The sequence below is a fragment of the Shinella yambaruensis genome (assembly GCF_050859155.1).
GTDB lineage: Bacteria > Pseudomonadota > Alphaproteobacteria > Rhizobiales > Rhizobiaceae > Shinella > Shinella yambaruensis.
In genome coordinates this window covers 2,051,017-2,075,838 of sequence record NZ_CP150638.1, presented here as the reverse complement: position 1 = coordinate 2,075,838, position 24,822 = coordinate 2,051,017, and the positions used below count along the sequence as shown (strand labels likewise).

24 protein-coding genes are annotated in these 24,822 nt (G+C 65.7%); 18 read left to right on the top strand and 6 right to left on the bottom strand.

The window, feature by feature from the left end; all coding sequences use genetic code 11:
• Window positions 1-89: 89 nt before the first annotated feature.
• The 3 genes from folP to folK are packed head-to-tail and all read left to right on the top strand — an operon-like array spanning window position 90 to window position 1,862.
• Window positions 90-962, top strand: coding sequence for a dihydropteroate synthase (gene folP / locus WMC41_RS10315; RefSeq protein WP_432348004.1), 873 nt, complete (start codon window positions 90-92; stop codon window positions 960-962).
• 23 nt (window positions 963-985) lie between these two features.
• Complete coding sequence (folB, locus tag WMC41_RS10310) at window positions 986-1,354, top strand: dihydroneopterin aldolase (protein WP_133035251.1); 369 nt, start codon at window positions 986-988, stop codon at window positions 1,352-1,354.
• Window positions 1,344-1,862 carry a 2-amino-4-hydroxy-6-hydroxymethyldihydropteridine diphosphokinase gene (folK, locus tag WMC41_RS10305; RefSeq protein ID WP_432348002.1) on the top strand — a complete coding sequence of 173 codons (519 nt, stop codon included), beginning with the start codon at window positions 1,344-1,346 and terminating at the stop codon, window positions 1,860-1,862. Before folB ends, folK begins: the two co-directional genes overlap by 11 nt.
• On the opposite strand, the gene WMC41_RS10300 is transcribed toward folK, so the two are convergent.
• From WMC41_RS10300 to WMC41_RS10280, 5 genes are all read right to left on the bottom strand, one after another.
• Window positions 1,855-2,403, bottom strand: a complete 549-nt coding sequence (locus tag WMC41_RS10300; protein ID WP_432348001.1) for a hypothetical protein — start codon at window positions 2,401-2,403, stop codon at window positions 1,855-1,857. The two genes, folK and WMC41_RS10300, sit on opposite strands and share 8 nt — an antisense overlap.
• 200 nt (window positions 2,404-2,603) lie before the next feature.
• Window positions 2,604-3,665, bottom strand: coding sequence for a YcjF family protein (locus WMC41_RS10295; RefSeq protein WP_432347999.1), 1,062 nt, complete (start codon window positions 3,663-3,665; stop codon window positions 2,604-2,606).
• Window positions 3,662-5,137 carry a YcjX family protein gene (locus WMC41_RS10290; protein ID WP_432347998.1) on the bottom strand — a complete coding sequence of 492 codons (1,476 nt, stop codon included), beginning with the start codon at window positions 5,135-5,137 and terminating at the stop codon, window positions 3,662-3,664. The genes WMC41_RS10295 and WMC41_RS10290 overlap by 4 nt, the downstream gene beginning before the upstream one ends.
• A gap of 158 nt (window positions 5,138-5,295) precedes the next feature.
• Window positions 5,296-5,820 carry a SixA phosphatase family protein gene (locus WMC41_RS10285; RefSeq protein ID WP_244769669.1) on the bottom strand — a complete coding sequence of 175 codons (525 nt, stop codon included), beginning with the start codon at window positions 5,818-5,820 and terminating at the stop codon, window positions 5,296-5,298.
• A 73-nt stretch (window positions 5,821-5,893) separates the two neighbouring features.
• A complete protein-coding gene (locus tag WMC41_RS10280) occupies window positions 5,894-7,864 on the bottom strand; it encodes a putative bifunctional diguanylate cyclase/phosphodiesterase (RefSeq protein WP_338341908.1) in 1,971 nt (656 codons plus the stop codon).
• Between the two features lie 361 nt (window positions 7,865-8,225).
• Between WMC41_RS10280 and dksA the strand changes: the two genes are divergently transcribed.
• Entirely contained in the window at window positions 8,226-8,645 is a 420-nt protein-coding gene (gene dksA, locus WMC41_RS10275; protein ID WP_064330228.1) for an RNA polymerase-binding protein DksA, read from the top strand.
• A 176-nt stretch (window positions 8,646-8,821) separates the two neighbouring features.
• On the opposite strand, the gene WMC41_RS10270 is transcribed toward dksA, so the two are convergent.
• Window positions 8,822-9,823 (bottom strand): flagellar biosynthetic protein FliO, encoded by a 1,002-nt coding sequence (locus WMC41_RS10270; RefSeq protein WP_432347995.1) that lies wholly within the window; start codon window positions 9,821-9,823, stop codon window positions 8,822-8,824.
• Window positions 9,824-10,121: 298 nt separating this feature from the next.
• Between WMC41_RS10270 and cckA the strand changes: the two genes are divergently transcribed.
• From cckA to WMC41_RS10200, 14 genes are all read left to right on the top strand, one after another.
• Window positions 10,122-12,740: a cell cycle histidine kinase CckA gene (gene cckA, locus WMC41_RS10265; protein WP_432347993.1), complete on the top strand. Its 2,619-nt coding sequence runs from the start codon at window positions 10,122-10,124 to the stop codon at window positions 12,738-12,740.
• 324 nt (window positions 12,741-13,064) lie between these two features.
• Window positions 13,065-13,373: an FtsB family cell division protein gene (locus WMC41_RS10260; protein ID WP_244765317.1), complete on the top strand. Its 309-nt coding sequence runs from the start codon at window positions 13,065-13,067 to the stop codon at window positions 13,371-13,373.
• 149 nt (window positions 13,374-13,522) lie between these two features.
• Complete coding sequence (gene pdhA, locus WMC41_RS10255) at window positions 13,523-14,569, top strand: pyruvate dehydrogenase (acetyl-transferring) E1 component subunit alpha (protein ID WP_244765318.1); 1,047 nt, start codon at window positions 13,523-13,525, stop codon at window positions 14,567-14,569.
• A 17-nt stretch (window positions 14,570-14,586) separates the two neighbouring features.
• A complete protein-coding gene (locus tag WMC41_RS10250) occupies window positions 14,587-15,984 on the top strand; it encodes a pyruvate dehydrogenase complex E1 component subunit beta (protein ID WP_432347991.1) in 1,398 nt (465 codons plus the stop codon).
• Window positions 15,985-15,999: 15 nt separating this feature from the next.
• Entirely contained in the window at window positions 16,000-17,358 is a 1,359-nt protein-coding gene (locus WMC41_RS10245) for a pyruvate dehydrogenase complex dihydrolipoamide acetyltransferase (protein WP_432347989.1), read from the top strand.
• 80 nt (window positions 17,359-17,438) lie between these two features.
• Entirely contained in the window at window positions 17,439-17,879 is a 441-nt protein-coding gene (locus WMC41_RS10240) for an endonuclease domain-containing protein (RefSeq protein ID WP_432347987.1), read from the top strand.
• Window positions 17,876-18,517, top strand: coding sequence for an SGNH/GDSL hydrolase family protein (locus WMC41_RS10235; RefSeq protein ID WP_244765322.1), 642 nt, complete (start codon window positions 17,876-17,878; stop codon window positions 18,515-18,517). Before WMC41_RS10240 ends, WMC41_RS10235 begins: the two co-directional genes overlap by 4 nt.
• Before the next feature lie 66 nt (window positions 18,518-18,583).
• Window positions 18,584-18,844, top strand: a complete 261-nt coding sequence (locus tag WMC41_RS10230; RefSeq protein ID WP_244765323.1) for a YdcH family protein — start codon at window positions 18,584-18,586, stop codon at window positions 18,842-18,844.
• Between the two features lie 88 nt (window positions 18,845-18,932).
• Window positions 18,933-20,378 carry a dihydrolipoyl dehydrogenase gene (gene lpdA, locus WMC41_RS10225; RefSeq protein WP_432347985.1) on the top strand — a complete coding sequence of 482 codons (1,446 nt, stop codon included), beginning with the start codon at window positions 18,933-18,935 and terminating at the stop codon, window positions 20,376-20,378.
• Between the two features lie 218 nt (window positions 20,379-20,596).
• A complete protein-coding gene (lipA, locus tag WMC41_RS10220) occupies window positions 20,597-21,574 on the top strand; it encodes a lipoyl synthase (RefSeq protein WP_432347983.1) in 978 nt (325 codons plus the stop codon).
• A 58-nt stretch (window positions 21,575-21,632) separates the two neighbouring features.
• Window positions 21,633-22,694, top strand: coding sequence for a phytanoyl-CoA dioxygenase family protein (locus tag WMC41_RS10215; protein ID WP_432347981.1), 1,062 nt, complete (start codon window positions 21,633-21,635; stop codon window positions 22,692-22,694).
• A gap of 180 nt (window positions 22,695-22,874) precedes the next feature.
• Window positions 22,875-23,441 (top strand): AAA family ATPase, encoded by a 567-nt coding sequence (locus WMC41_RS10210; protein WP_432347979.1) that lies wholly within the window; start codon window positions 22,875-22,877, stop codon window positions 23,439-23,441.
• Between the two features lie 9 nt (window positions 23,442-23,450).
• Entirely contained in the window at window positions 23,451-23,900 is a 450-nt protein-coding gene (locus WMC41_RS10205; RefSeq protein WP_244765328.1) for a type II toxin-antitoxin system RatA family toxin, read from the top strand.
• A gap of 81 nt (window positions 23,901-23,981) precedes the next feature.
• A complete protein-coding gene (locus WMC41_RS10200; RefSeq protein WP_432347977.1) occupies window positions 23,982-24,821 on the top strand; it encodes a hypothetical protein in 840 nt (279 codons plus the stop codon).
• The last annotated feature ends 1 nt before the right edge of the window (window position 24,822 follow it).

The following is a 24,822-nucleotide window of genomic DNA, read 5'->3' as shown; positions in this document are numbered from 1 at the left end:
GATTTAAAGCTAAGGGTGTCGGGGAGATTCTAACGTATCGTAGCGTCCCCGGCGCGCGGCGCCATCGTTGACTGCGGGAGGAAACCGCCATGTTCTCGCCATTCGAACCCTTTCGCTGGGCGCTCGCCCATGGCCGGTCCCTGGAGCTGGGCCCGCGCGGCATTCTGATGGCGATCGTCAACGTGACGCCGGATTCCTTTTCCGACGGCGGCCGGTTCGACAGCGCCGACAAGGCCGTGGCGCAGGCCATCCTCTGTCTCGAAGAGGGGGCGGAGATCGTCGATATCGGCGGGGAATCGACGCGCCCCGGCGCGGTTGCCGTGTCGGCGGCGGAGGAGCAGGACCGCATCCTGCCCGTCATCGAGGCGCTTGCCGGCACGACGGACGCGCTCATCTCGGTCGATACCTACCGGGCCGAGACGGCGCGGCTTGCCGTTGCGGCCGGCGCCCATATCGTCAACGACGTGCACGGCCTGCAGCGCGAACCCGACATTGCCGGCGTTGCCGCCGAAACCGGGGCGGGGCTCTGCATCATGCATACCGGCCGTGACCGCGAGAAGCGGCCGGATGTGGTGGAGGACCAGTATCTCTTCCTCGGCCGCTCGCTGGAGATCGCCCGGGCCGCGGGCATCGCGCGCGAGGCCATGGTGCTCGATCCGGGCTTCGGCTTTGCCAAGGATACGGAGGAAAACCTCGAACTGATGGCGCGTTTCGGCGAGCTTTACGGCTTCGAACTGCCCATCCTGGCCGGCACGTCGCGCAAGCGCTTCGTCGGCGCCGTCACGGGGCGCGAGGCGGAAGGCCGGGATGCCGGCACGGCCGCCACCACCGCGCTGCTGCGGGCCGCCGGCGCGGCGGTCTTCAGGGTGCACGATGTCGCAATCAACAGGGATGCGCTGGCGATGGCGGATGCTATGCTTGCCGCGGGGCGCAAGGTGACGGCACGCGAGGCGCGCGCCTGACAGGCAGCCAGACAGGAAAGACCATGACCACCACCTACACGATCACGCTCAAGAACTGCGCCTTCTTCGCCCGCCACGGCCTGCACGATGCCGAGGAATTCCTCGGCCAGCGGTTCTTCGTCGACGCGGAGCTGGAGGTCAAGCCGCTGCGCCCGCTCTCCGACGATGCGATCGAATCGACCGTCGACTACGGCGTCGCCTTCCAGGAGATCGAGAAGATCGTCACCGGCCAGCGCCGCTATCTCATCGAGGCGCTGGCGCAGGAGATCGCCACCGTGCTCTGTGCCCGCTTCCCGCAGATTTCGCGTGCGCGCATCACGGTGCGCAAGCCGAACGCGCCGGTGCCCGGCGTGCTGGACCATGTGCAGGTGACGGTCGATCATGCCGTTTGAGCCCTTCCGCCGGGCCGCGCTCGGCCTCGGCGGCAATATCGGCGATCCCGTGCGCGCCATGGCCGAGGCGCTGCGGGCGCTGGACGCGCGGAACGATTGCCGCGTCACGGCCGTCTCGCGGCTCTACCGCACGCCGCCCTGGGGAAAGACCGACCAGGACTGGTTCTTCAACGCCTGTGCGCTGGTCGAGACGACGCTCGCGCCCGAGCCGCTGCTCGACACCTGCCTTGCCATCGAGCGCGACATGAAGCGCGAGCGCAAGGAGCGCTGGGGTCCACGCACCATCGACATCGATGTCCTGACCTATGAGGGCGTGGCGCAATCCGGCGGGCGACTGGAGCTGCCGCATCCGCGCATGACGGGGCGCGGCTTCGTGCTGATGCCGCTTGCGGACGTGGCGCCCGACCTCGCGGTCGAGGGACGCACGGTGGCCTCCTGGCTGGCGGATGCGGATGTCGCGGGCATCGAGCCGGCGAGCGCCGGACCGGAATGGTGGAAGACTACTTGATCGAGCCGACGGCGATGTCGTCGAGATTGCGGTCGAACGAGACGCCGATGACCGGCACCATCTTGTCCTCGACCTTCACCGAGATGGTGATGTTCATCTTGTTGTCGCCTTCCAGGCGCGCGATCATCGCCCCGTTCAGCTTCTGCCGGTTGATGCCGACGACCACCTTGTTGCCGTTGACCTGGCCGGAGGTGATGTCGAGGCCCTTGCCGGCGGCGCCGTCGAGGAACTTGCCCTTGTAGGTGCCGCCCGACCGGGTGATGAGGGCGGACATCGGCTGCTTGAAGACGCCGACGCGGCAGAAGCCGTCAAGCTGGATGCCGGCGCCCTTGGCCGGCGTGGTGTCGCCCGTCAGGTCGCAGGCGAACTTGGTGCCCTTGTACTTGCCCGCGACGATCTCGCCCTTGCCCTGCCAGCTGCCGGTGACCTGCTCGAAGAAGGCCTTGTCGCGCGGGCCGGCGGAGGCGGGAAGCGCGACGGCGGCGGCTGCGAGAAAGGCCGCTACGGAGACGCGGGCGATCAAAGAAGTGCGCGAGTACATGAACGATCCTTGATGGGCGACGGCCATCCGGCCTGCTTGTGTGCGACGAGATTTGCGCGAAAATGGTTAATGGACGGTTTCCGCCCGTCTTGCCCTTCGTCATTTACCCGCGGTGCAGGCCCGCAAAACCGGGGTGTTGCAACGATCCCACAGTTCTGCAGCGTCCTTTGCGCGCCGTGATTGACGCGCGGCGCCGCAGGTCACGCCTCGTCGCGTCGGCCGCCCGCCATGTTCGGCGTCAGGTCGCCGATGAAATCGCCGATGCCGGGCCGTTTCAGCGCGCGGAAGGGCATGGGCCGGCAGAGGTCCATGGCGGCGATGCCGATTCGCGCCGTCATCAGGCCGTTGATGACGCCTTCGCCGAGCCGGGCGGAGAGTTTCGAGGCGAGCCCGTGGCCCAGCACCTGCTGCACCAGGCTGTCGCCCATGGCGATGGAGCCGGTGACGGCGAGATGGGCGACGACGTCGCGCATCAGCCGCAGCATGCCGATCTTGCCGGGGCGCCCGCCGTAGAGCTCCGCCATGCCGCGCACCAGCCGGCTGCTCTCGTAGATGACATAGCCGAGATCGACCAGCGCCCGCGGGCTGACGGCGGTGACGATGGAGACCCGCTTGGCGGCGCCGAGGATCAGCGCGCGCGCCTCGCGGTCGAGCGGCGCCATCAGCTCGCGCTCGGCAAGGTCGACGAGGTGGGCCGCGTCGATGATCTCGCCTTCGGTCTCGGCAAGGCGCGCGCGCCCGCGCGCCGTCTGCGGCCGGGCGGCGACGAGATGCACGAGGCGGGCGAGGATGGCGCGGCCGACCGACGGGCTCGGCGAGAGGGCGGCCTCGGCGACGTCGCGCTTGAGGTCCTGCACGGCGGCGAGGCGGCGAAGGCCGATCAGCTCGCGCGCGACGAGGCCGAAGACGGCGAGGACGGCGATGGCGGCGGCGGCGACCGCAAGATAGCCGAGCCAGTCGTTGCGGCTGAAGAGATCGCGGATCAGCGCATCGACCCAGAGGCCGATGGCGAGCGAGACGAGGAGCCCGAGCGCGCCGAGGGCGATACGGCCGAGCGTCAGGCGGCGCTTGCGCGGGGTTGCGACCGGCGGCGTCAGGTCCGGCAGGTCGGCGGTGGTGGCGATGAAGGGATCCTCGGCATCCGGCGTCAGCGTGACGGCGTCGTCGAAGGCGGCGGGAGCACGGGGCCTCGTGCGCTCGGGCGGCTGCGGGGAGCCGGCGGGCAGCGAGAAGGCGGCGGGCTTGCGCGGGCGGTCGTTCATGCGAGCCGGTCTCCGATCAGGTATTGCAGCGCGCGGTCGAGGCGGATGTGCGGCACGGAGAGCTTCAGGCCGCCGCCCGTCTCCTCGATATGCGGCGGGCGGAAGCGCACGAAGTTCAAGAGATGCGGCGCCTCGCCTTCAGGCAGGGATTCAAGTTCCTTGAAAAGCGAATCCGGATCCTTCGGCAAGTCCCCGGGAAATATGGCTGTTTTCCGTTCGCCGTCAAAAATCTCGCCATTGATCCGCTCGCCGGCCATGGGCACGCCGACGATGACCGGCAGGTCCTCGCCGTCGTGCTTGACGGTCGCCTCGCGGGTGGCGCGCACGGAGGCGAGCGCCATCACCTCGATGCCGGCGCCGCTCATGCCGATGCGCTCGATGGCGCGCTCGACGAGGCGGCGGGTGACGGCCTCCAGCCGCGCATGGCTCTCGTGGTGCAGGTGGTCGGCCTTGGTGGCGGCAATCACGATGCGGTCGATGCGGCGTGTCACGAAGGAGGAGAGGAAGCTGTTCGTGCCGGCGCGGAAACAATCGAGCACGTCGCCGAGCGCGCGTTCCAGGTCGTGCACGGCCTCGGCGCCGCGGTTGATCGCCTGCAGGGCGTCGATCAGCACGATCTGCCGGTCGAGCCGGGCGAAGTGCTCGCGGAAGAACGGGCGCACCACATGCGTCTTGTAGGCCTCGTAGCGGCGCTCCATCATGGCATGCAGCGATCCCCTGGCGGGGCGGCCTTCCTGAAGGTTCGGCAGCGGCGCGAAGGTGAGGGCGGGCGAGCCTTCGAGGTCGCCGGGCATCAGGAAACGGCCGGGCGGCAGGGTGGAGAGCGAGCGCTCGTCGGATTTGCAGGCCTTCAGGTAGGCGGTGAACGCTTCCGCCAGCGTGCGCGCCGTCGCTTCCTCGGCTTCGGCGGCAGGATCCATGGTGGCCGACAGCGCCAGCCAGTCGCGCGCCAGCTCCGCGCGGATGCCGGACTGCGCCAGCGCCACGGTGTTCGCGCTGAAGGCGCGGAAATCCTGGGCGAGCAGCGGCAGGTCGAGCAGCCACTCGCCGGGATAGTCGACGATGTCGATCGACAGCCGTCCGGGCGAGAACAGGCGGCCCCAGCCGGAGGCGCTCTCATAGTCGAGCGTCAGGCGCAATTGCGAGATGGCGCGCGTCGAATCCGGCCAGAGGCGGTCGGCGACCAGCGCGCGGATATGGTCCTCGTACTGGAAGCGCGGCACGGCGTCGTCCGGCTGCGGCTCCAGCCGGATTTTTGACACGCGCCCCGAGCGCCCCGCCTCGAACAGCGGCAGGCGGCCGCCGTTCAGGAGATTGTGCACGAGCGAGGAGATGAACACGGTCTTGCCGGCGCGCGACAGGCCCGTCACGCCGAGGCGGATCGACGGGCTGACGAGATTGGTGGCGCGGCCGGTCAGCGCGTCGAGCGCGAGCAGGGCTTCGTCGGTCAGGGTGGTCAGGCTAGGGGGCAAGGTCTCTTTCCAGCATCGAAGGCGATATAGGAAACGAAATCCGGCGGAAAAAGAGGCCGGCCCTTTCGCTCAAACCATGTCGCGCACACGTCCGTAGCGGTTTTGCGCCAATGCGATGCGGAAAATCAAGGTGTGCGCCGGGAAGATCGCGATGCGCGTCAGTGCGCCGGGCGCGGCGTCATGAAGCCGGCAAGGCAGGCGCCGCGATAATCGTCCTCGGTCGGGCGCTCGTCGAAATCGAGGATGGCGAGGCCTGCCGTCGGATAGCCGAAGGGCGCGGCGGTCTCGGCGATCTCCTTGCCGACGAGGCGGTGGAAGAATTCCTCGATCATCGGATTGTGGCCGACGATCATCACGGCGCTCTCCTGCCGCTCCGCGAAGGCGAGTTCGGCATAGGTATCGACCGAGCCTGAATAGAGGGAATCGACATAGTCGATCGTCAGTTCCTCGCTGACCGAGCGGTGGAAGGGTTCGGCGGTCTGGCGGCAGCGCGTGGCGGTGGAGGAGATGATGAGGTCCGGCCGGTAGCCCTGGTCGGCCGCCTCCTCGGCGATCACCTCGGCTTCGGCAAAGCCGTCGTCGTCAAGGGCGCGGTCGAAATCCGACTGGCCGGGCCCGGCCCAGGCGGCGCGGGCGTGACGAAGGATGTAGAGCCGGAAGGCCGGCGTGCCGAGAGATGCCAAGTGTGTCCTCCATCCGCCTGCGGCAGATGATCCATGCCGCGCTCCGACTTCATGTCCGTCCTTGCCGGAAAGATCAACCGGTTTTGCGCGCGGGCGTGTTCACGATCGTGTCGGATGCCGCCCGGTAGGCCAGCGTGTCCTCCAGCCGCTCGGGCCTTGCGAAATAGTAGCCCTGCATCATGCGGCAGCCGAGGCCGCGCAGCGCCGCGACCTGCTCGTGGGTCTCCATGCCCTCGACCACGCAGACGCAGCCGATGTTGCGGGAAAGGTCGACGATCGTCTTGACGATGCTGCGGCTGAGTTCGTTCGTGGCGATGTCGACGATGAAGCCGCGGTCGATCTTGATCTTGGTGAGCGGCAGCTTGTGCACATAGCTGAGGCTGGAATGGCCGGTGCCGAAATCGTCGAGCGCAATGCCGATGCCGCGCTCGGCGAAACGGCGGATATTGTCGGCGGCGAGCGTGAAGTTGCGCATGACGGCCGTCTCCGTCACCTCGATATCGAGGCGGGCGGGATCGACGCCGCTTTGCGCGATGATCTCGAGAAGCGCATCGACGGTCCTGTTGGAGACGACGTCGCGGGTCGACAGGTTGACGGAAAGGCGGATGTGGTCCGGCCAGCTCCGCGCCGCCGCCAGCGCCTTCTCCATCACGAACTCGGTCAGCCGGCCGATGATGCCGGCCCGTTCGGCGGCGCGGATGAAGATACCGGGCGGCACGGTGCCGAGGACCGGGCTTTCCCAGCGGGCCAGCGCCTCATAGGCGGAAATGCCGTTCGTGTCCGCGTCGACCATCGGCTGGAAGACGAGGTACATCTCCTTCTCGAAGTCGGCGGCGCGCAGCGCCTGCTGGATGCGGCCCTGCTCGTTGATCTCGGCCTCGTGCTCGGCGGAGAAGACGACCGTCGTGCCGCGAAAATTCTGCTTGGCGAGGTAGAGGGCGAAATCGGCGCGGTCGAAGAGCCGGTCGGCCGTGGTGCCGGCCTCGCCGAGGATCGAGATGCCGAGCGAACCGGAAACCCGCGCCGCCTGGCCGTTGAAGACATAGGGTTCCTGAAGCGCGGCGCAGATCTCGTCGCCGAGCGCATGGAGCCGCTCCGCGCTGGCCGGGCCCTCGAAGACGATGCCGAACTCGTCGCCGCCGAGGCGGGCCGGGAAAAGACCCCGGCCGGCGAAGGCCGTGAGCCGCTCGCCGACCTCGACGAGCAGCTTGTCGCCGATGCCGTGGCCGAACGTGTCGTTGACCGGCTTGAAACCGTCGAGGTCGATCAGGCCGAGGGCAAGGCCCGTGCGGTTCTTCTCCGCCCGCGCGATCCGCGTTTCGAGCTCGGCGCGGAACTGACGGCGGTTGGGCAGGTTGGTCAGGCTGTCGAGATTGGCGAGGCGATGGTTCTCGTCGCTGAGGCGCTGGGTTTCCGCCTGGCGCGCTGTCAGCTCCTTCTGCGACCGGATGAGGGCGCCGAAATCCCGGTAATAGGTGAAGAGGATGAACACCATGGCGACGGTGACGAGCGCGACGTTGAGCGCGAGCGCGGTGAAGACCGGATTGCCGGAGGTGCCGAAGAAGACCGTGAACGGCCCGAGCACGATGGCCGTCAGCGCCAGCGCGGCGGCGCGCAGGTGCATCAGGCAGAAGATGCAGCCGACGACGGTGTTGGCGATGTAGAAGGCGACATGGGACTGCTGGTAGGCGTCGCCATAGGGATAGAGGCTGAGCGACCAGGCGCAGAAGCCGGCGCCGAGCAGCGCGGTCAGGCGATAGGTCGAACGCAGCCGGCCGACCGCCTCCTCATGGGTGTAGCGCCGGTTTCGGCTGAACCACCAGTGCACGAGGCGAAACAGGCTGACGGCATAGAGTGCGCCGGGAATGTAAAGGGTGAGATAGGCGGGGGCCGCGCCGAAATGGGTGATGGTGAGGGCGACAGTATTCGTCACGAGCATGAAGTAGAGCAGCGGCACCTGCTTGGTAAAAGCGGCAAGCTGCGCCTGGACGAGCTCCGGATTGCCGGATTCGATCGAAAGAATGGCCTTCGTCCTGCTGAACATCGATGCGTGCTCCTGCCCTTGCGGTTAGAGAGAAGCACGAGTTGCTAAAATAAGTCTGAATCCGCGGGCGAACAGGCTCGCGAAAGAAAATCGTCCTATCCTCCATAGCTGATCGCGAGTCCATGCCTATATTTGCGGCAGGACGACACGAGAGGCAGGCGATCCGGCGCCCTTTCGACGATAGTGCGGGGATGTTGGTGGCCGGTTTCGCCATCCCGTTGTAATCTTGATGAAATATTCGTCTGGCAAGGTTCAAAAAAGAGGCATGCGCGAAAAACCGTGGGTAAGTTCCTGCACACTTGAAACACGCTACCCGTGGGGATATACAGCGCGCCTTGAGATGTTCTTCAGGAGAATCGCGTTGAGTGAGAAGATCGATCTTAGCAATTTCGTCCTCGACGAGGACGATGAATTCATGAACGCAAACCAGCGGGCTTACTTTCGAGCGAAGCTGAACGCCTGGAAAAACGATATCCTGCGCGAAGCGCGCGAAACCCTCGACCATCTGGCAGAAGAAAGCGCCAACCATCCGGATCTTGCGGACCGGGCGTCTTCGGAAACCGACCGTGCCATCGAACTTCGGGCACGCGACCGCCAGCGCAAGCTGATCTCCAAGATCGATGCGGCGCTGCAGCGTCTCGACGAAGGCACCTACGGCTACTGCGAGGAAACGGGCGAACCGATTGGCCTCAAGCGTCTCGACGCCCGGCCGATCGCCACGCTTTCGATCGAGGCGCAGGAGCGCCACGAGCGTCGGGAGAAGGTGTATCGCGACGAGTAAGCCTTTCCCGCGGATCCGAGGAGGTCCGAGGGCAGGGTTCGCGGTGATCGAACACCGGATGTTTCCGGTGCTGGCAGGCTTCGTGCTGCCCGGTGCCGGAAAAACGAAAATCAAAGCCGCTGGAACCGTCGTGTCTCCAGCGGCTTTTTTCTTGCGACAAGCGGGAAGGAGCCGCCTTACGCCTTGCGATTGGCGGCGATTTCGCCGAGCAGGCGCGCCATTTCCGCTTCCGTTTCCTCGCGGCTCTTCGCGGGAGTTTGCCCGTGGCCGATCGTTGCGGCGGTCTGCGTCGGGTTGAGCGTCGGCTGGGCGGCCGTGCGGGCTGTGGTGCTCGATGCGGCCGTGCTGGCCATCTCGGCTTCGAGGATCTTCTCGAATTCGCTGACGAGGGCCGGATTGTCGGCAAGCTGGGATGTCGGCTTGGCGAGCGTCGGGTTGGCGATGGGGCGCTGCACCGCCTGGCCGGCGGTCGCCTGCGCGGTGGTCGTTGCCGTCGCCGTCGCCATGGATTGCGGCAGGACACGCTGGCGGTTCTGTTCGAGCACGTCCTCGATGCGGCGTTCCGGCGTGCGCTGCTGGAGGCCCGTCTGCGCCTGCTGGGCCGTCTGGACCGGCTGGGCGACGGTCTGCGCCGGGGTGGTGCGGGGGGCGACGTCTTCGTCGCCGGCATAGAGCACCTTGGCCATGGACGAGACGCCCTCCGGGGTTGCCGCGGGGCGGCGCTCCACGGTGCCGGTGGTCGCCGCGACCGCGCCGGCCGAAGCGGCCGTGCGGGCCGCGTCTACGGTCTCGGCCGTCTTCACCGGCGTTTCGTGCCGCACCGGCGCGGATTCGGCGCGCTCGGTCTTCTGCCCGGCCCTTTCGGCGGCGGGCTGGGTACTTTCGGCCGATGCGAGGGCGATGCGCGTCTCGATGACGATGTCGGTCGGGCCGCCGATCATCAGGAGGTGTTCCACGTCGTCCCGGCGCACCAGCACGAGGCGGCGGCGCGTGTCGATCGCCGCGGCATCGAGCACGGCAAGGCGCGGCGCGCGATTGCGTCCGCCGCGGATGAAAGGCGAGGAGGGGCGGCCCCGGATGATCCAGAGCACCAGCGCGAGGCAGAGCAGGCCGAGCAGCACCACCACCGCGGCGATGACGAACTTCGTGCCGTTCTCTGCGAGAATCTCCTGGAACATGGCGCGGTCACTCCTTCTCGGCACTTTGGCCTGTTGGCCGACGGGCTGCATTTGACGGCTTTTCCCGGGCTCCTACAAGCGCGGCGCACCGGTTGTCCAGCGCGTATTGCCGTCGTCATCGTCGCGCAAGTATGGCAGGCTAGGAGAATTGCCATGCCCTGGCCCGGAATATTCCCTGTGAATTCGCGGCCTTGCTTTCCCTCGACGGCTTTTTGCGCTTCCCTCGTGCGGATAAACATGATTCTGGCATCGGGTTCGGGTCAAGCGCAAGGCCCGTACTGTTGCAGACGAGGGATTGATGACGACGATGAAGCGGCCGGACGGGGATGATGTGCCGATCGTGGACCGCGGCGTGCGGCCGGCGGTGGCGCTGCGTGTGGTGCTGCTCGCGATCGTGCTGGCGGCGTCGGCCGGGGCGTTCATCGTCTTCAAGAACCAGCTCGACAACGAGCTCGTGCTCGGGGTTCTCGGCGTCCTCGCCATGGCCGGCATCTTCTTCGTCGTTTCCGCGCTGATCGGCTTCATCGAGGTCATGCCGCAGGCGGCGCGCTCGGACGAGCTGGCGCGCGCCTTCCTCGATTCCCATCCCGACGGCACGGTCGTCACCGACCGCAAGGGCCGCGTCGTCTACGCCAATGCCGCCTATGGCGCACTGACGGGTGCGAATGGCGCGGCCGAGGTGCTGACGCTCGAAACCCTCCTGTCACGCAATCGCGACGCGACCGAGGCCGTCTACCGCCTGACGAACGGCCTGCACGAGGGCAAGGAGGGGGCGGAGGAGTTCCGCGTCCCCAAGTCGCTCAACCCGGCCGCCTCGGGCGGTTCCGGCGCGCAGTGGTACCGCCTCAAGGCGCGCATCCTGCCGAACCGCGACAAGCCGAAACAGCCGCTCTACATCTGGCAGATTTCCAACATCACCTCCGAGCGGGACGACCAGGAGCGCTTCTTCAAGGAGTTGCAGAACGCCATCGACTATCTCGACCACGCGCCGGCCGGCTTCTTCTCCGCCGGCCGCAAGGGCGAGATCGTCTACCTGAACGCGACGCTTGCCGAATGGCTCGGCATCGACCTGGCCAAGTTCCACCCCGGCTCGCTGTCGATCGCCGAGGTGGTGGCGGGCGAGGGGCTGGCGCTCATCCAGTCCGTGCAGGCCGAGCCCGGCCTGAAGCGCACGGAAATGCTCGACCTCGACCTGCGCAAGACCAACGGCCAGAGCCTGCCGGTGCGCATCGTGCACCGCGTTTCCACGACGCGCGACGGGGCGCCGGGCGAAAGCCGCACCATCGTTCTCGCGCGCGAGGAAGGCAGCGCGAACGACCAGTCCGCCTCGATCGCCTCCATGCGTTTCACGCGCTTCTTCAACAACACGCCGATGGCGATCGCCTCGGTCGACGGCGACGGCCGGATCCTGCGCACCAATGCGCCGTTCCTGAAACTCTTCTCGGGCGTCGTCTCGCGCGACGACATCGACCGCGGCGCCAAGCTCGAGACCATCGTGCACGAGACGGACCGCCTGCGCCTGCAATCGGCGCTCGACGCGGCGAAGGACCGGCAGGGCGACATCGCGCCGCTCGATTCGCTGCACCCGGCCGATGACGGCCGGCATTTCCGCTTCTATGTGAACGCCGTCATCGACCAGAGCGACGAGGCGCCGGAGGAGGCGGCCATCGTCTATGCCGTCGAGATCACCGAGCAGAAGGCGCTCGAGACGCAGATGGCGCAGACGCAGAAGATGAACGCGGTCGGCACGCTCGCCGGCGGCATCGCGCACGACTTCAACAACGTGCTGACGGCGATCCTGCTTTCCTCCGACCACCTGCTCCTGTCCGCCCGCCCGTCCGATGCGAGCTTTGCCGATCTCATGGAGATCAAGCGCAATGCCAACCGGGCGGCCGTGCTGGTGCGCCAGCTGCTCGCCTTCTCGCGCAAGCAGACGATGCGCCCGACGGTGCTGAACCTCACCGACGTCATCGGCGACCTGCGCATGCTCGTCGACCGCATGACCGGAACCAACGTCAAGATCGACGTCGAATACGGCCGCGACCTCTGGCCGGTGAAGACCGACCTCGGCCAGTTCGAGCAGGTGCTGATCAACCTTGCGGTAAATGCCCGCGACGCCATGCCGGAGGGCGGCACGATCATCTTCCGCACCCGCAATGTGGAGGCCGAGGAGGCGGCGGCGCGGAACCTGCGCGACCTGCCGCCGGGCGACTATGTGGAAGTGGAAGTGGCCGACCAGGGCACCGGCATTCCGCCCGAGATCATCGACAAGATCTTCGAGCCCTTCTTCACGACGAAGGAGGTCGGCAAGGGCACCGGGCTCGGCCTCTCCATGGTCTACGGCATCGTCAAGCAGTCCGGCGGCTACATCTATCTCGATTCCGAGGTCGGCCGGGGCACGACCTTCCGCATCCTCATGCCGCGCCACACCGAAGAGGCGGTGCCGGCGGAGGCGACCGGCGATCCGCGCGCGCTGCCGCAGACGGACGGCCAGCCGGCGGCCGTGGCCACGCAGGCGGCGGACAAGGAGCCGCGCGACCTTACCGGCGGTTCGGCCGTGGTGCTGCTCGTCGAGGACGAGGAAGCCGTGCGCCGCGGCGGCAAGCGCATGCTGGAGACGCGCGGCTATACCGTGCACGAGGCCGGTTCCGGCGTGGAAGCGCTCGACATCATGGAGGAGCTGAACGGCGCCGTCGACATCGTCGTCTCCGACGTGGTCATGCCCGAGATGGACGGCCCGTCGCTGCTGCGCGAGCTGCGCAAGTCCTATCCGGACCTCAAGTTCATCTTCGTCTCCGGCTATGCGGAGGACGCCTTCGCCCGCAACCTGCCGGCGGACGCCAAGTTCGGCTTTCTGCCGAAGCCCTTCTCGCTGAAGCAGCTCGCCGAGGCCGTGCGGGAAATGCTCGACGCCTGAGCGCCTTCCCGCTCGCCGTACGCCCTCGGGGCAGAGCCACGCAAGAAAAATGAAGACCGCGTCGGCGGATGCGGCCAAGCCGCTGACAACGTCCGCAAACCTTTCCTTCGTCATGGTCGGGCTTGACCCGACCATCCACAAACCGTTGAAAAGAATGGATCCTCGGGTCAAGCCCGAGGATGACGGAGTATTGGGAGCGAGTTTGTCATCAAGCTGAACGCATCGGCAGATGCGGTTTTTTCCTTGCCCGTCGATCATGGTCAATGGTCGGTTAACCGCTTGCCGCTAGTGTCGAACCCGTATTGCGTATCGGGGCTGCCTTGCATGTGGACCAAACACCATAAGAAGCGGAAATTCGGCCGGCTGGCTCTGCCGGTAATTACAGTCGCATTCCTTTCCTACTTCGGCTATCATTCCGTCCATGGCGACTTCGGTCTCAGGGGGATGGAGGAGTTCGAACGGCAGAGAGTGACGCGCCAGGCGCGTCTGGACGTCCTCGTGCGGCAGCGCCAGACCCTGGAAAAAGAGGTGGCCCTGATGAGCGACGGCTCGCTCGAGCGCGACATGCTCGACGAAAAGGCACGCTCCTATCTCAACATGTCCAGAGCCGACGAAATCGTGATTTTCCACTGAGAAAGTCGATTAACCGAAATCTGGTTAATCGTAAATCTGCCTTACTAATCAGTGGTTTGGAAAGAATATAAGCCATGCATTTATGGCATTGCTGAGGCGGGCTTTCTCCCCTATGGTTTCCTTCAAGAGGCAAACATAGGGAGGAACGAATGGCTCCGCGTAAAACCGCGTCCACGTCCAGCCGCAAAACCGCGGCAAAGCCTGCAAAGAAAGACTTCACCGGCGGCACGATTGCCGAATTCTCCAAGGAAGACGATCTTCATGCCTACCGCGAGATGCTGCTGATCCGGCGTTTCGAGGAAAAGGCCGGCCAGCTCTATGGCATGGGCTTCATCGGCGGCTTCTGTCACCTTTACATCGGCCAGGAAGCGGTCGTCGTCGGCATGCAACTGGCGCTGAAGGAGGGTGACCAGGTCATCACCGGCTATCGCGACCATGGCCACATGCTCGCCTGCGGCATGAGCGCGCGCGGCGTGATGGCGGAGCTGACCGGACGCCGCGGCGGCCTTTCCAAGGGCAAGGGCGGCTCCATGCACATGTTCTCCAAGGAGAAGCATTTCTACGGCGGCCACGGCATCGTCGGTGCGCAGGTCTCGCTCGGCACGGGCCTCGCCTTCGCCAACAAGTACCGCGGCAACGACAATGTCTCGCTCGCCTATTTCGGCGACGGCGCGGCGAACCAGGGCCAGGTCTACGAAAGCTTCAACATGGCTTCCCTCTGGAAGCTGCCGGTCATCTACATCATCGAGAACAACCGCTACGCCATGGGCACCGCCGTCTCGCGCGCCTCGGCCCAGACGGACTTCTCGCAGCGCGGCGCGTCCTTCAACATTCCGGGCTTCCAGGTCGACGGCATGGATGTGCGCGCGGTCAAGGCCGCTGCCGACGAGGCCGTCGAGCACTGCCGCTCCGGCAAGGGCCCGATCATCCTCGAAATGCAGACCTACCGCTACCGCGGCCACTCCATGTCCGACCCGGCGAAGTACCGCTCGAAGGACGAGGTGCAGAAGATGCGGTCCGAGCACGACCCGATCGAGCAGGTGCGCGCCCGCCTTCTGGAAAACAAATGGGCAAGCGAGGACGACCTCAAGCAGATCGACAAGGACGTCCGTGACATCGTCGCCGACAGCGCCGATTTCGCGCAGGCCGATCCGGAGCCGGATGCATCCGAACTCTACACCGACATCCTGCTGTAATCCGGGGAGGGACACCAATGCCAATCGAGATTCTCATGCCCGCCCTGTCTCCGACCATGGAGGAGGGCACGCTCTCCAAGTGGGTCAAGAACGAGGGTGACGCCGTCAAGTCCGGCGACGTGATCGCCGAAATCGAAACCGACAAGGCGACGATGGAAGTCGAGGCCGTCGACGAAGGCGTGATCGGCAAGATCCTGATCGCCGCCGGCACCGAGGGCGTCAAGGTGAACACGGCGATCGCCGTGCTCCTGCAGGACGGCGAGAGCGCCGATGCCATGGCTGTGCCGAAGGCTGCCGAAAAGCAGGCCGAGGCCGCCGGCCCGAAGGTGGAAGAGGCGGAAAAGCCGACCCAGCAGGGCTCCGCCGCCGCACCGGTTCCGGCGCAGCCGAAGGGCGAAGTCGCCCCCGATCCGGATATCCCGGCCGGCACCGAAATGGTATCGACCACCGTGCGCGAGGCGCTGCGCGACGCCATGGCGGAAGAGATGCGCCGCGACGAGGACGTCTTCGTCATGGGCGAGGAAGTCGCCGAATACCAGGGCGCCTACAAGGTCACGCAGGGCCTCTTGCAGGAATTCGGCGCCCGCCGCGTCATCGACACCCCGATCACCGAGCACGGCTTTGCCGGCGTCGGCGTCGGCGCGGCGATGACGGGCCTCAAGCCGATCGTCGAGTTCATGACCTTCAACTTCGCCATGCAGGCGATCGACCAGATCATCAACTCCGCCGCCAAGACGCTCTACATGTCCGGCGGCCAGATGGGCGCGCCGATCGTCTTCCGCGGCCCGAACGGCGCGGCGGCGCGCGTCGCCGCGCAGCACTCGCAGTGCTATGCCGCCTGGTACAGCCATATTCCGGGCCTCAAGGTGGTCATGCCCTACACGGCGGCCGATGCGAAGGGGCTCCTGAAGGCGGCCATCCGCGATCCGAACCCGGTCATCTTCCTCGAAAACGAAATCCTCTACGGCCAGAGCTTCGACGTGCCGAAGATGGACGATTTCGTGCTGCCGATCGGCAAGGCGCGCGTGCACAAGAAGGGCAACGACGCCACCGTCGTCTCCTTCGGCATCGGCATGACCTATGCCATCAAGGCGATCGCGGAACTGGAGAAGGACGGCATCGACGTCGAATTGATCGACCTTCGCACCATCCGCCCGATGGACCTGCCGACGATCATCGAATCCGTCAAGAAGACCGGCCGCCTCGTCGTCGTCGAGGAGGGCTATCCGCAGTCCTCCGTCGGCACCGAGATCGCGACCCGCGTCATGCAGCAGGCCTTCGACTATCTCGATGCGCCGATCCTGACGATCGCCGGCAAGGACGTTCCGATGCCCTATGCCGCCAATCTCGAAAAGCTGGCGCTGCCGAATGTCGGCGAAGTCGTCCAGGCGGTCAAAACCGTCTGCTACAAATAAGGGGAGGGCGCCGAAATGCCGATCAACATTACGATGCCCGCCCTCTCGCCCACCATGGAGGAGGGCAACCTCGCCAAGTGGCTGGTCAAGGAAGGCGACACCGTGAAATCCGGTGACGTCATCGCCGAGATCGAGACCGACAAGGCGACGATGGAGGTCGAGGCCGTCGACGAGGGCACGGTCGCCAAGATCGTCGTTCCCGCCGGCACGGAAGGCGTGAAGGTCAACAGCCTGATCGCCATCCTCGCCGCCGATGGCGAGGATGTGAGCGCCGCCGCTGCCGGCGGCGGTTCGGCGCCCAAGGCGGACGCCAAGCCCGCCGAAGCCAAGCCGGCCGAAACCAAGGCCGAGGCGCCGAAGGACGCGGAAAAGCCGGCTGCTGCGGCCCCGGCTGCCACCGCATCCGCAGGCCCGGCTCCGGCCAAGGACGGCAACCGCGTGTTCTCCTCGCCGCTTGCCCGCCGTCTCGCCAAGGAGGCCGGCATCGACATTTCGGCGGTTTCCGGATCCGGCCCGCACGGCCGCGTGGTCAAGAGCGACGTCGAGAAGGCTGCGGCCTCCGGCGGTGCCAAGCCCGCTGCCGCCGCAGCGCCGGCTGCTGCCGCATCCGCCGCCCCGGCCGCCGCGCCGAAGGGCATGTCGGACGATGCCGTGCTGAAGCTCTTCGACGAGGGCTCCTACGAACTCGTGCCGCATGACGGCATGCGCAAGACCATCGCCAAGCGCCTGCAGGAATCCAAGCAGACGATCCCGCACTTCTACGTGTCGGTCGACGTGGAGCTCGACGCGCTGCTGGCGCTGCGCGCCCAGCTCAACGATTCGGCGCCGCGCAGGGAAGACAAGCCGGCCTACAAGCTGTCGGTCAACGACATGGTGATCAAGGCCATGGCGCTCGCGCTGCGCGACGTGCCGGACGCCAACGTCTCGTGGACCGATACGAACATGGTCAAGCACAAGCATGCGGATGTCGGCGTCGCCGTCTCCATTCCGGGCGGCCTGATCACGCCGATCATCCGCAAGGCGGAACTGAAGACCCTGTCGGCCATCTCCAACGAGATGAAGGACCTCGGCAAGCGCGCCAAGGAACGCAAGCTGAAGCCCGAGGAGTACCAGGGCGGCACGACCGCGGTCTCCAACATGGGCATGATGGGCGTCTCGAACTTCGCCGCCGTCGTCAACCCGCCGCATGCGACGATCCTGGCAGTCGGCGCGGGCACGGAGCGGGTCGTGGTCAAGAAGGGGGAGATGGTCATCGTCAACGCGATGACGGTCACCCTCTCCACCGACCACCGCTGCGTCGACGGCGCGCTCGGCGCCGAGCTGCTCGGGGCCTTCAAGCGCTATATCGAGAACCCGATGGGGATGCTGGTCTGAGACGCTTTCCCTCCCCCTTGCGGGGAGGGTGTCCGCGTAGCGGACGGGTGGGGGTGCCGATTGGGGCAGGAACGGTGAACATGGTCTGGAATCGCGAAAAATCGAATCCGCCCAGTCGTGAAGCGGCGATGAACGCGCCGCGCCTTCGCCGCTCGATGACGGATGCGGAACGCCGCCTTTGGGCCGCGCTTCGCAAGGAATTGCCGGGCATTCCGGGAACTCATTTCCGTCGACAAGTGCCAATCGGTCGTTACGTCGCGGATTTCGTATGTCTGGGCAGGAGGCTCGTTATCGAGGTCGACGGTGAAATCCATGCCGATGCGGGACGGAAAAGACGGGATCTCGAACGGGAGGCTTATTTTCGTGAACAGAATTTTCGCGTCATTCGTTTCCAGAACCGCGAAGTGATGCTGGATATGATGTCTGTCCTTGGAAGGATCGCCATGGAACTCCGCGGAACCACCCCCACCCCTGACCCCTCCCCGCAAGGGGGAGTGGAATATTCCGGGGGGATGCTGTGAAAACCATTCTCTGCTACGGCGACAGCCTGACCTGGGGCTACAATGCGGAAACGCTCGACCGGCACGCCTTCGAGGATCGCTGGCCGAGCGTGCTCGCCAAGGCCCTCGGGCCCGGTGTCGCCGTGATCGCGGAGGGCCTCAACGGCCGCACCACCGCCTATGACGACCATCTGGCCGATTGCGACCGCAACGGTGCGCGCATCCTGCCGACGATCCTGCACAGCCACGACCCGATCGACCTCGTGATCTTGTTCCTCGGCGCCAACGACATGAAGCCCGCCATCTGCGGCACGGCCTTCGGTGCGGTGCAGGGCATGGAGCGGCTGGTGGAGCTGGTGCGCCACCACGCCTGGTCGTTCGACGCGGCGGAGGGGCCGGAGGTACTGATCGTCTCGCCGCCGCCGCTCTGCGAAACGGCGAACACCGCCTTCGCGGCCATGTTCGCCGGCGGCGTGGAGCAATCGGCGATGCTGGCGACGCTCTATGCGGACCTGGCGGACGAGCGCGGCTGCGGCTTTTTCGATGCGGGCTCGGTGGCCGAGACGACGCCGCTCGACGGCGTGCATCTCGACGCGCGGAACACGCGGGCGATCGGCAAGGGGCTGGAACCGGTCGCGCGCATGATGCTCGGGCTTTGACCGGGATCAAGGAGGGAAGGCGCGGGCGCGCTAGGCTGTCACCATCATCAGAAGAAGGAGATGGACATGCCGAACACCCCGCACCAACTGGCAGAGGAATTTCCGGAGCATCTGGCCAAGATCCGCCACCTGCGCGAGGTCGATGGCCACTTCCACCGGATTTCCGAGGAATACCAGGCGGTGAATCTCGCGATCCACCGCGCCGAGACGGATATCGAGCCCGTCGCCGACGTCCACATGGCCGACATGCGGAAGGCGCGGATGCGGCTCAAGGATGAAATCTACGGGATGCTGACGCGGCCGGAAAAGGTCGAAGAGCTTCCCTGAGGGGCGGAGTGCTTCCGCTCCTCGTCAAGGCCGCGGCGGCGTCAGCCGACCGCGGGCGCAGAAGAACAACAGAGGAGTGGAAGCGCTCATGTCGAATGCCTACGACGTCATCGTTATCGGTTCGGGACCGGGCGGGTACATCGCCGCGATCCGCGCGGCGCAATTGGGCCTGAAGACGGCCATCGTCGAGCGCGAGCATCTCGCCGGCATCTGCTCCAACTGGGGCTGCATCCCGACCAAGGCGCTGCTGCGCTCGGCCGAGATCTTCCACTATGCCCAGCATCCGGGCGATTACGGCGTGAAGATCGAGGGCACGGTGACGCCGGACCTGAAGGCGATCGTCGCCCGCTCGCGCGGCATCGCAAGCCGCATGAACGGCGGCGTCGGCTTCCTGATGAAGAAGAACAAGGTCGACATCATCTGGGGCGAGGCCAAGATCACCAAGCCCGGCGAGATCGTCGTCTCCAAGACGAGCAAGGCGATCCAGCAGCCGCAGGCGCCGCTGCCGAAGAACGTCCTGCCCGAGGGCACCTACAAGGCCAAGCATATCGTGATCGCCACCGGCGCCCGTCCGCGCGCGCTGCCGGGCATCGAGCCGGACGGCAAGCTGATCTGGACCTACTTTGAAGCGATGAAGCCGGAGGAAATGCCGAAGTCGCTGCTCGTCATGGGCTCGGGCGCCATCGGCATCGAGTTCGCCTCCTTCTATCGCACGCTCGGCGTCGATGTGACGGTCGTCGAGGTGATGAAGACGGTGATGCCGGTCGAGGATGCGGAAATCTCGGCGCTCGCCAAGAAGCAGTTCGAGAAGCAGGGCATGAAGATCCATCTGGAGGCCAAGGTCGTGAAGGTGGAGAAGGGCGCCAACTCTGTCACCGCCCATGTCGAGATGAAGGACGGCAAGGTCGAGAAGATCACCGCCGACCGCATGATCTCGGCTGTCGGCGTGCAGGCGAACATCGAGAATATCGGCCTCGAGGCGCTCGGCGTGAAGACCGACCGCGGCTTCATCGCCATCGACGGCTACGGCAAGACGAACGTGCCGGGCATCTATGCGATCGGCGACGTCGCAGGTCCCCCCATGCTCGCCCACAAGGCCGAGCACGAGGCCGTCATCTGCATCGAGAAGATCGCCGGCCTGCCGAACGTGCATCCGATGGACAAGGCGAAGATCCCGGGCTGCACCTATTGCCATCCGCAGGTCGCCTCCGTGGGCCTGACGGAAGCGAAGGCCAAGGAGCAGGGCCGCGACATCCGCGTCGGCCGCTTCCCCTTCGTCGCCAACGGCAAGGCCATCGCGCTCGGCGAGGACCAGGGCCTCGTCAAGACGATCTTCGACAAGAAGACGGGCGAACTTCTGGGCGCCCACCTCGTCGGGGCGGAAGTGACCGAGCTCATCCAGGGCTTCGTTATCGCCATGAACCTCGAGACGACCGAGGAGGAGCTGATGCACACGATCTTCCCGCACCCGACCATTTCGGAAACGCTGAAGGAAAGCGTGCTCGATGCCTATGGGCGTGCACTGAACGCTTGAACGTGCTAAGGCCCGCCTCCACATGAGGCGGGCTCAGACTCTCGGAAAAATGCCGCGAACCTCTCTTTCGTCATGGTCGGGCTTGACCCGGCCATCCATAAGCGTCGGAGGGGGTGGGGCGAGGTTTGACAGCAGCCCGAGCCTGCCGCAGATAAGGCTGGCTCGAAATTTCGGGTCCGCAAGACAGGCGCAGAAGCCTGCTAGAAAGTGGAATCGACATGGTCACCATTCTCGACCGCACCAATCTTGATCCCAACGCTCCGCGGGTGCGCCATCCGGAAAAGGCCCATCGGCCGGATACGGAAGTGCTGCGCAAGCCGGAATGGATCCGCGTCAAGGCGCCGGTTTCCAAGGGCTACCAGGAAACGCGCGACCTCGTGCGCTCGCACAAGCTGGTGACGGTGTGCGAGGAGGCGGGCTGCCCGAATATCGGCGAGTGCTGGGACAAGAAGCACGCCACCTTCATGATCATGGGCGAGATCTGTACCCGCGCCTGCGCCTTCTGCAACGTGGCGACGGGCAAGCCGAATGCACTCGACATGGAAGAGCCGGAAAACGTCGCCAAGGCCGTCCGGCAGATGGGCCTGTCGCATGTCGTCATCACATCCGTCGACCGCGACGACCTTGCCGATGGCGGCGCGGAGCACTTCGAGAAGGTGATCTGGGCGATCCGCGCGGCTTCCCCCGCGACGACGATCGAGATCCTGACGCCGGACTTCCTCAAGAAGCCGGGCGCGCTGGAGCGCGTCGTCGCGGCCAAGCCGGACGTCTTCAACCACAACATGGAGACCGTGCCGGGCAACTATCTCACGGTGCGCCCCGGCGCGCGCTACTTCCACTCCGTGCGCCTGTTGCAGCGCGTGAAGGAGCTGGACCCGACCATGTTCACCAAGTCGGGCATCATGGTGGGCCTCGGCGAGGAGCGCAACGAAGTGCTCCAGCTGATGGACGACCTCAGGACCGCCGATGTGGACTTCCTGACCATCGGCCAGTACCTGCAGCCGACCCGCAAGCACCACAAGGTCGACCGCTTCGTGACGCCGGAGGAGTTCAAGTCCTATGAGACGGTCGCCTATACCAAGGGCTTCCTGATGGTCTCCTCCAGCCCGCTGACCCGCTCCTCGCACCATGCCGGCGACGACTTCGCCCGGCTGAGGGCTGCGCGAGAAAGAAAGCTCTCCATCGCCGCCGAGTAAAAGTCCTTGGCCAGCACGATCCGGCTGCTACATTGCCGCTTTGACCGTGGAGGACCGGATGAGCAAAGGCAGCGTTCTCGCCAGGATCAGGAATATCCTCCTGGCGCCCATTCACGCTTTGCAGATCCTTTCGGGAAACAAGGAGTTCCGCAACCCGATCCTCGGAAGCGAGCGACTGAACCGCAAGGGCCTTCACGTCTGGCGGGTGAAAACCGCCGCCAGAATTGCGGGCTGGCGCCGAAAGCGGCTTCGCCATCTCGTCACGAAGGACGAACGATCCTTCTTCGCGGCCAATGGCTTCATTGAGCGCCGTAACCTCTTGTCGAACGAGGACTTCAGGGCGCTGGTCCGTGAGGTCGAGTTGCTGGAGGCACCTGCACGCGAAATGCGCGAGGGCCGCGCCGTCACCCGCCGTATCCCCCTGACCCCGGATGTCCTGGCGAAAAACCCCGCGATAAAGGCATTCCTAAACAGTGAACGATGGACCGGCCCGATCCGTTATGTCGGCGGGTTTAATGTCGAACCGGTGCTGAGCATCCAGACTATTTTCGGCACGCCTTCGCAGGGCGCCGGCGAGATGGATCCCCAGACCGACCTGCATACCGACACGTTCCATTCCACCGCAAAGGCCTGGTATTTCCTCTACGATGTGCCGGCAGACGAGGGGCCTTTCACCTATGTCGCGGGCTCGCACAAGCTGACGCGGCGCCGGCTTGCGTGGCAGAAGCGGATGAGCATTCTGGGGTCGCGCGGATGGACCGGCGGTTCCTTCCGTATCCCGCTGTCAGCGGTGAAGCGCCTCCATCTGCCCATGCCGACGAAATTCGCGGTGCCGGCCAATACGCTCGTCGTCGGCGATACATTCGGGTTCCATGCCCGGGGCTATTCCGCGCGCAGTTCCGTTCGGGTGGAATTCTACGCATCGCAAAGGCCGAATCCGTTCCTGCCCTTCGTCAATCTCGATGTCGCCCACATTCCCTTCGTACGCGGACGCAAGGAGGTGATCGGGTGGTATCTGGAGGATTGGCTTGTGCGCCTCGGTTTGCAGCGTGAGATATGGCGACCGATCGGCCAGGCCCGTCCGCGGCCTGACATTCCTTCGAACCACACGCCGTCTTGATCTTGCCGCTCGCTGCGTCTAGAGCGTTTCCGCTTTTCTTCGAATCGCGAAAACGCTCTATCTGTTTGTTTCAACGCATTTCCGGACGGAAAACCGCTTCGCACTTTTCCTGGAAATGCTCTAACGCCGTGCGGCACGGATTGCCAACCCGCCGACGGCCGGATGTCCATGAGAAAACCCATGACTGTTTCGATCACGATCGGGGAGGCCACCGAACGGCTGACGACGGCGAACCGCGTGCTGGTGATCGGTTGCTCGGGCAGCGGGAAGAGCACGCTGGCGCGAAAACTCGGCGAGCGGCTGGGTTTGCCCTATGTCTCGATGGACCGCGAGATCTTCTGGCTGCCGGGCTGGACGGTGCGGCCCCGCGCGGAGGCCCTGGCGCGCCTGCAAGCGATTGTGGCGCAGGAGCGCTGGATCATCGACGGCACCAGCCCGGGCACCTTGCCGGTGCGCCTGCCGCGCACGCATCTCGTCCTCTGGCTTCGCCCGCCGCGCTGGACGTCGCTTTACGGCGTGCTCTCGCGCTGGCTGAAATTCCGCGGCCGGTCGCGGCCGGAGATGGCCGATGGTTGCCCGGAGCGGATGACGCGCGAATTCCTGACCTATATCTGGAACTTCGAGAAGACGGAGAGCCCGGAAATCGATGAGAAGCTTGCGGCATATGGCCCTGATGTGCCGGTTTGCGTGTTGAAATCCAAGGCGGAGAACCGCCGGCTACTTGCCATCCTCGCGCGGCAATATTAGCTCTCGGCCATGCCCCAGTTCGAAACCCGCCGTCCGGTTCCCCACACACCAGAACAGATGTACGACCTCGTCGCCGATGTCGAGCGCTACCCGGAGTTCCTGCCGCTCTGCGAGGCGCTGACCGTGCGTTCGCGCAAGGAGCGCGACGGCAAGGAGCTCCTGGTCGCCGACATGACCGTCGGCTACAAGGCGATCCGCGAGACCTTCACCACCCAGGTCCTCCTCAACCGCGCCGAGCGGGCGATCGACGTCAAATATATCGACGGGCCGTTCCGCTATCTCGACAACCGCTGGCGCTTCGAGGCGGCGCCGGGCGGCGGTTGCTCCGTACATTTCTTCATCGACTACGAATTCAAGAGCCGCATTCTCGGCGCGCTGATGGGCTCGATGTTCGATCGCGCCTTCCGCATGTTCACCGACGCCTTCGAGAAACGCGCCGCGACGATCTACGGCAGCTGAACAAAACGGCGTGACCATCCGTCATTCACCCGAGGATCAACGGCCGGGAGGCGGACGATGGGTGCTGTGACGATAGGGCGCTTGCGCATTCTTGTGCTGGCTTCTTCGATATTCGCGGCCGATGGCGCATCCGCGGAGCCCGACCTGACGCTGTTACGCAAGCCCGGAAGCTATGTGCTGCTGCTCGATGCCGACAAACGCCCGATCGCCGGCAACTACTGGCTCTCCGAAGGGCTGAAGGTGAGCATGCGTTCGCGCAGTCCCGGCGCCTATCCCGAGCCGCTTCGTTACAGCGACCAGGATTTTCCGCCCGGCCGCGTCGCCAACATGTATCTGTTCCTCAACGGGAAGGAGACGGTGACGCCGGACATCAGGGCGGTGCCCGTCGGCGAGACGGCGACGGTGACGCGCAGGTTCGAGCCGCTGGGGCAACTGGCGGGCAAGGTCGAGGCGCGAAGCCTCACCTACACGCTCACCACCGTCGCGGTCATCTCCGAGGCGATGGCGGGCGCAAAACTCCTCAGCCGGATCTACGAGATCGCGCCGGTGGATCCGGCGAACAAGGAGATGGACTGGGGACGACGGGTCTATATCGAGACCCTCGACCTCGACATTTCCCGCGAGCAGGCGGCGCGCGTCGCCGACATCGAGACCGGCAAGGCCGGCAGCACGGGGGATTTCGAGGGCATCTATGCCAGCCGCGTGCTTGCGGGCGACGACTATGCCGCATGCATGGCGGAGAAGCGCGCCGGCAAGGAATATCAGGACGCCGTTCGCCGCGAGCACGAGACGAACGATGCCTGGATGGCCAAGGAATACCTGGCGACGGGCGTTCCCTGGTGGGAGCAGGACGACGCGGCGGTCCGCATGGAGGCCTTGCTCGACGTCACCGGGCTCTGTCTGCCCGGAGCGGCGAAATAGC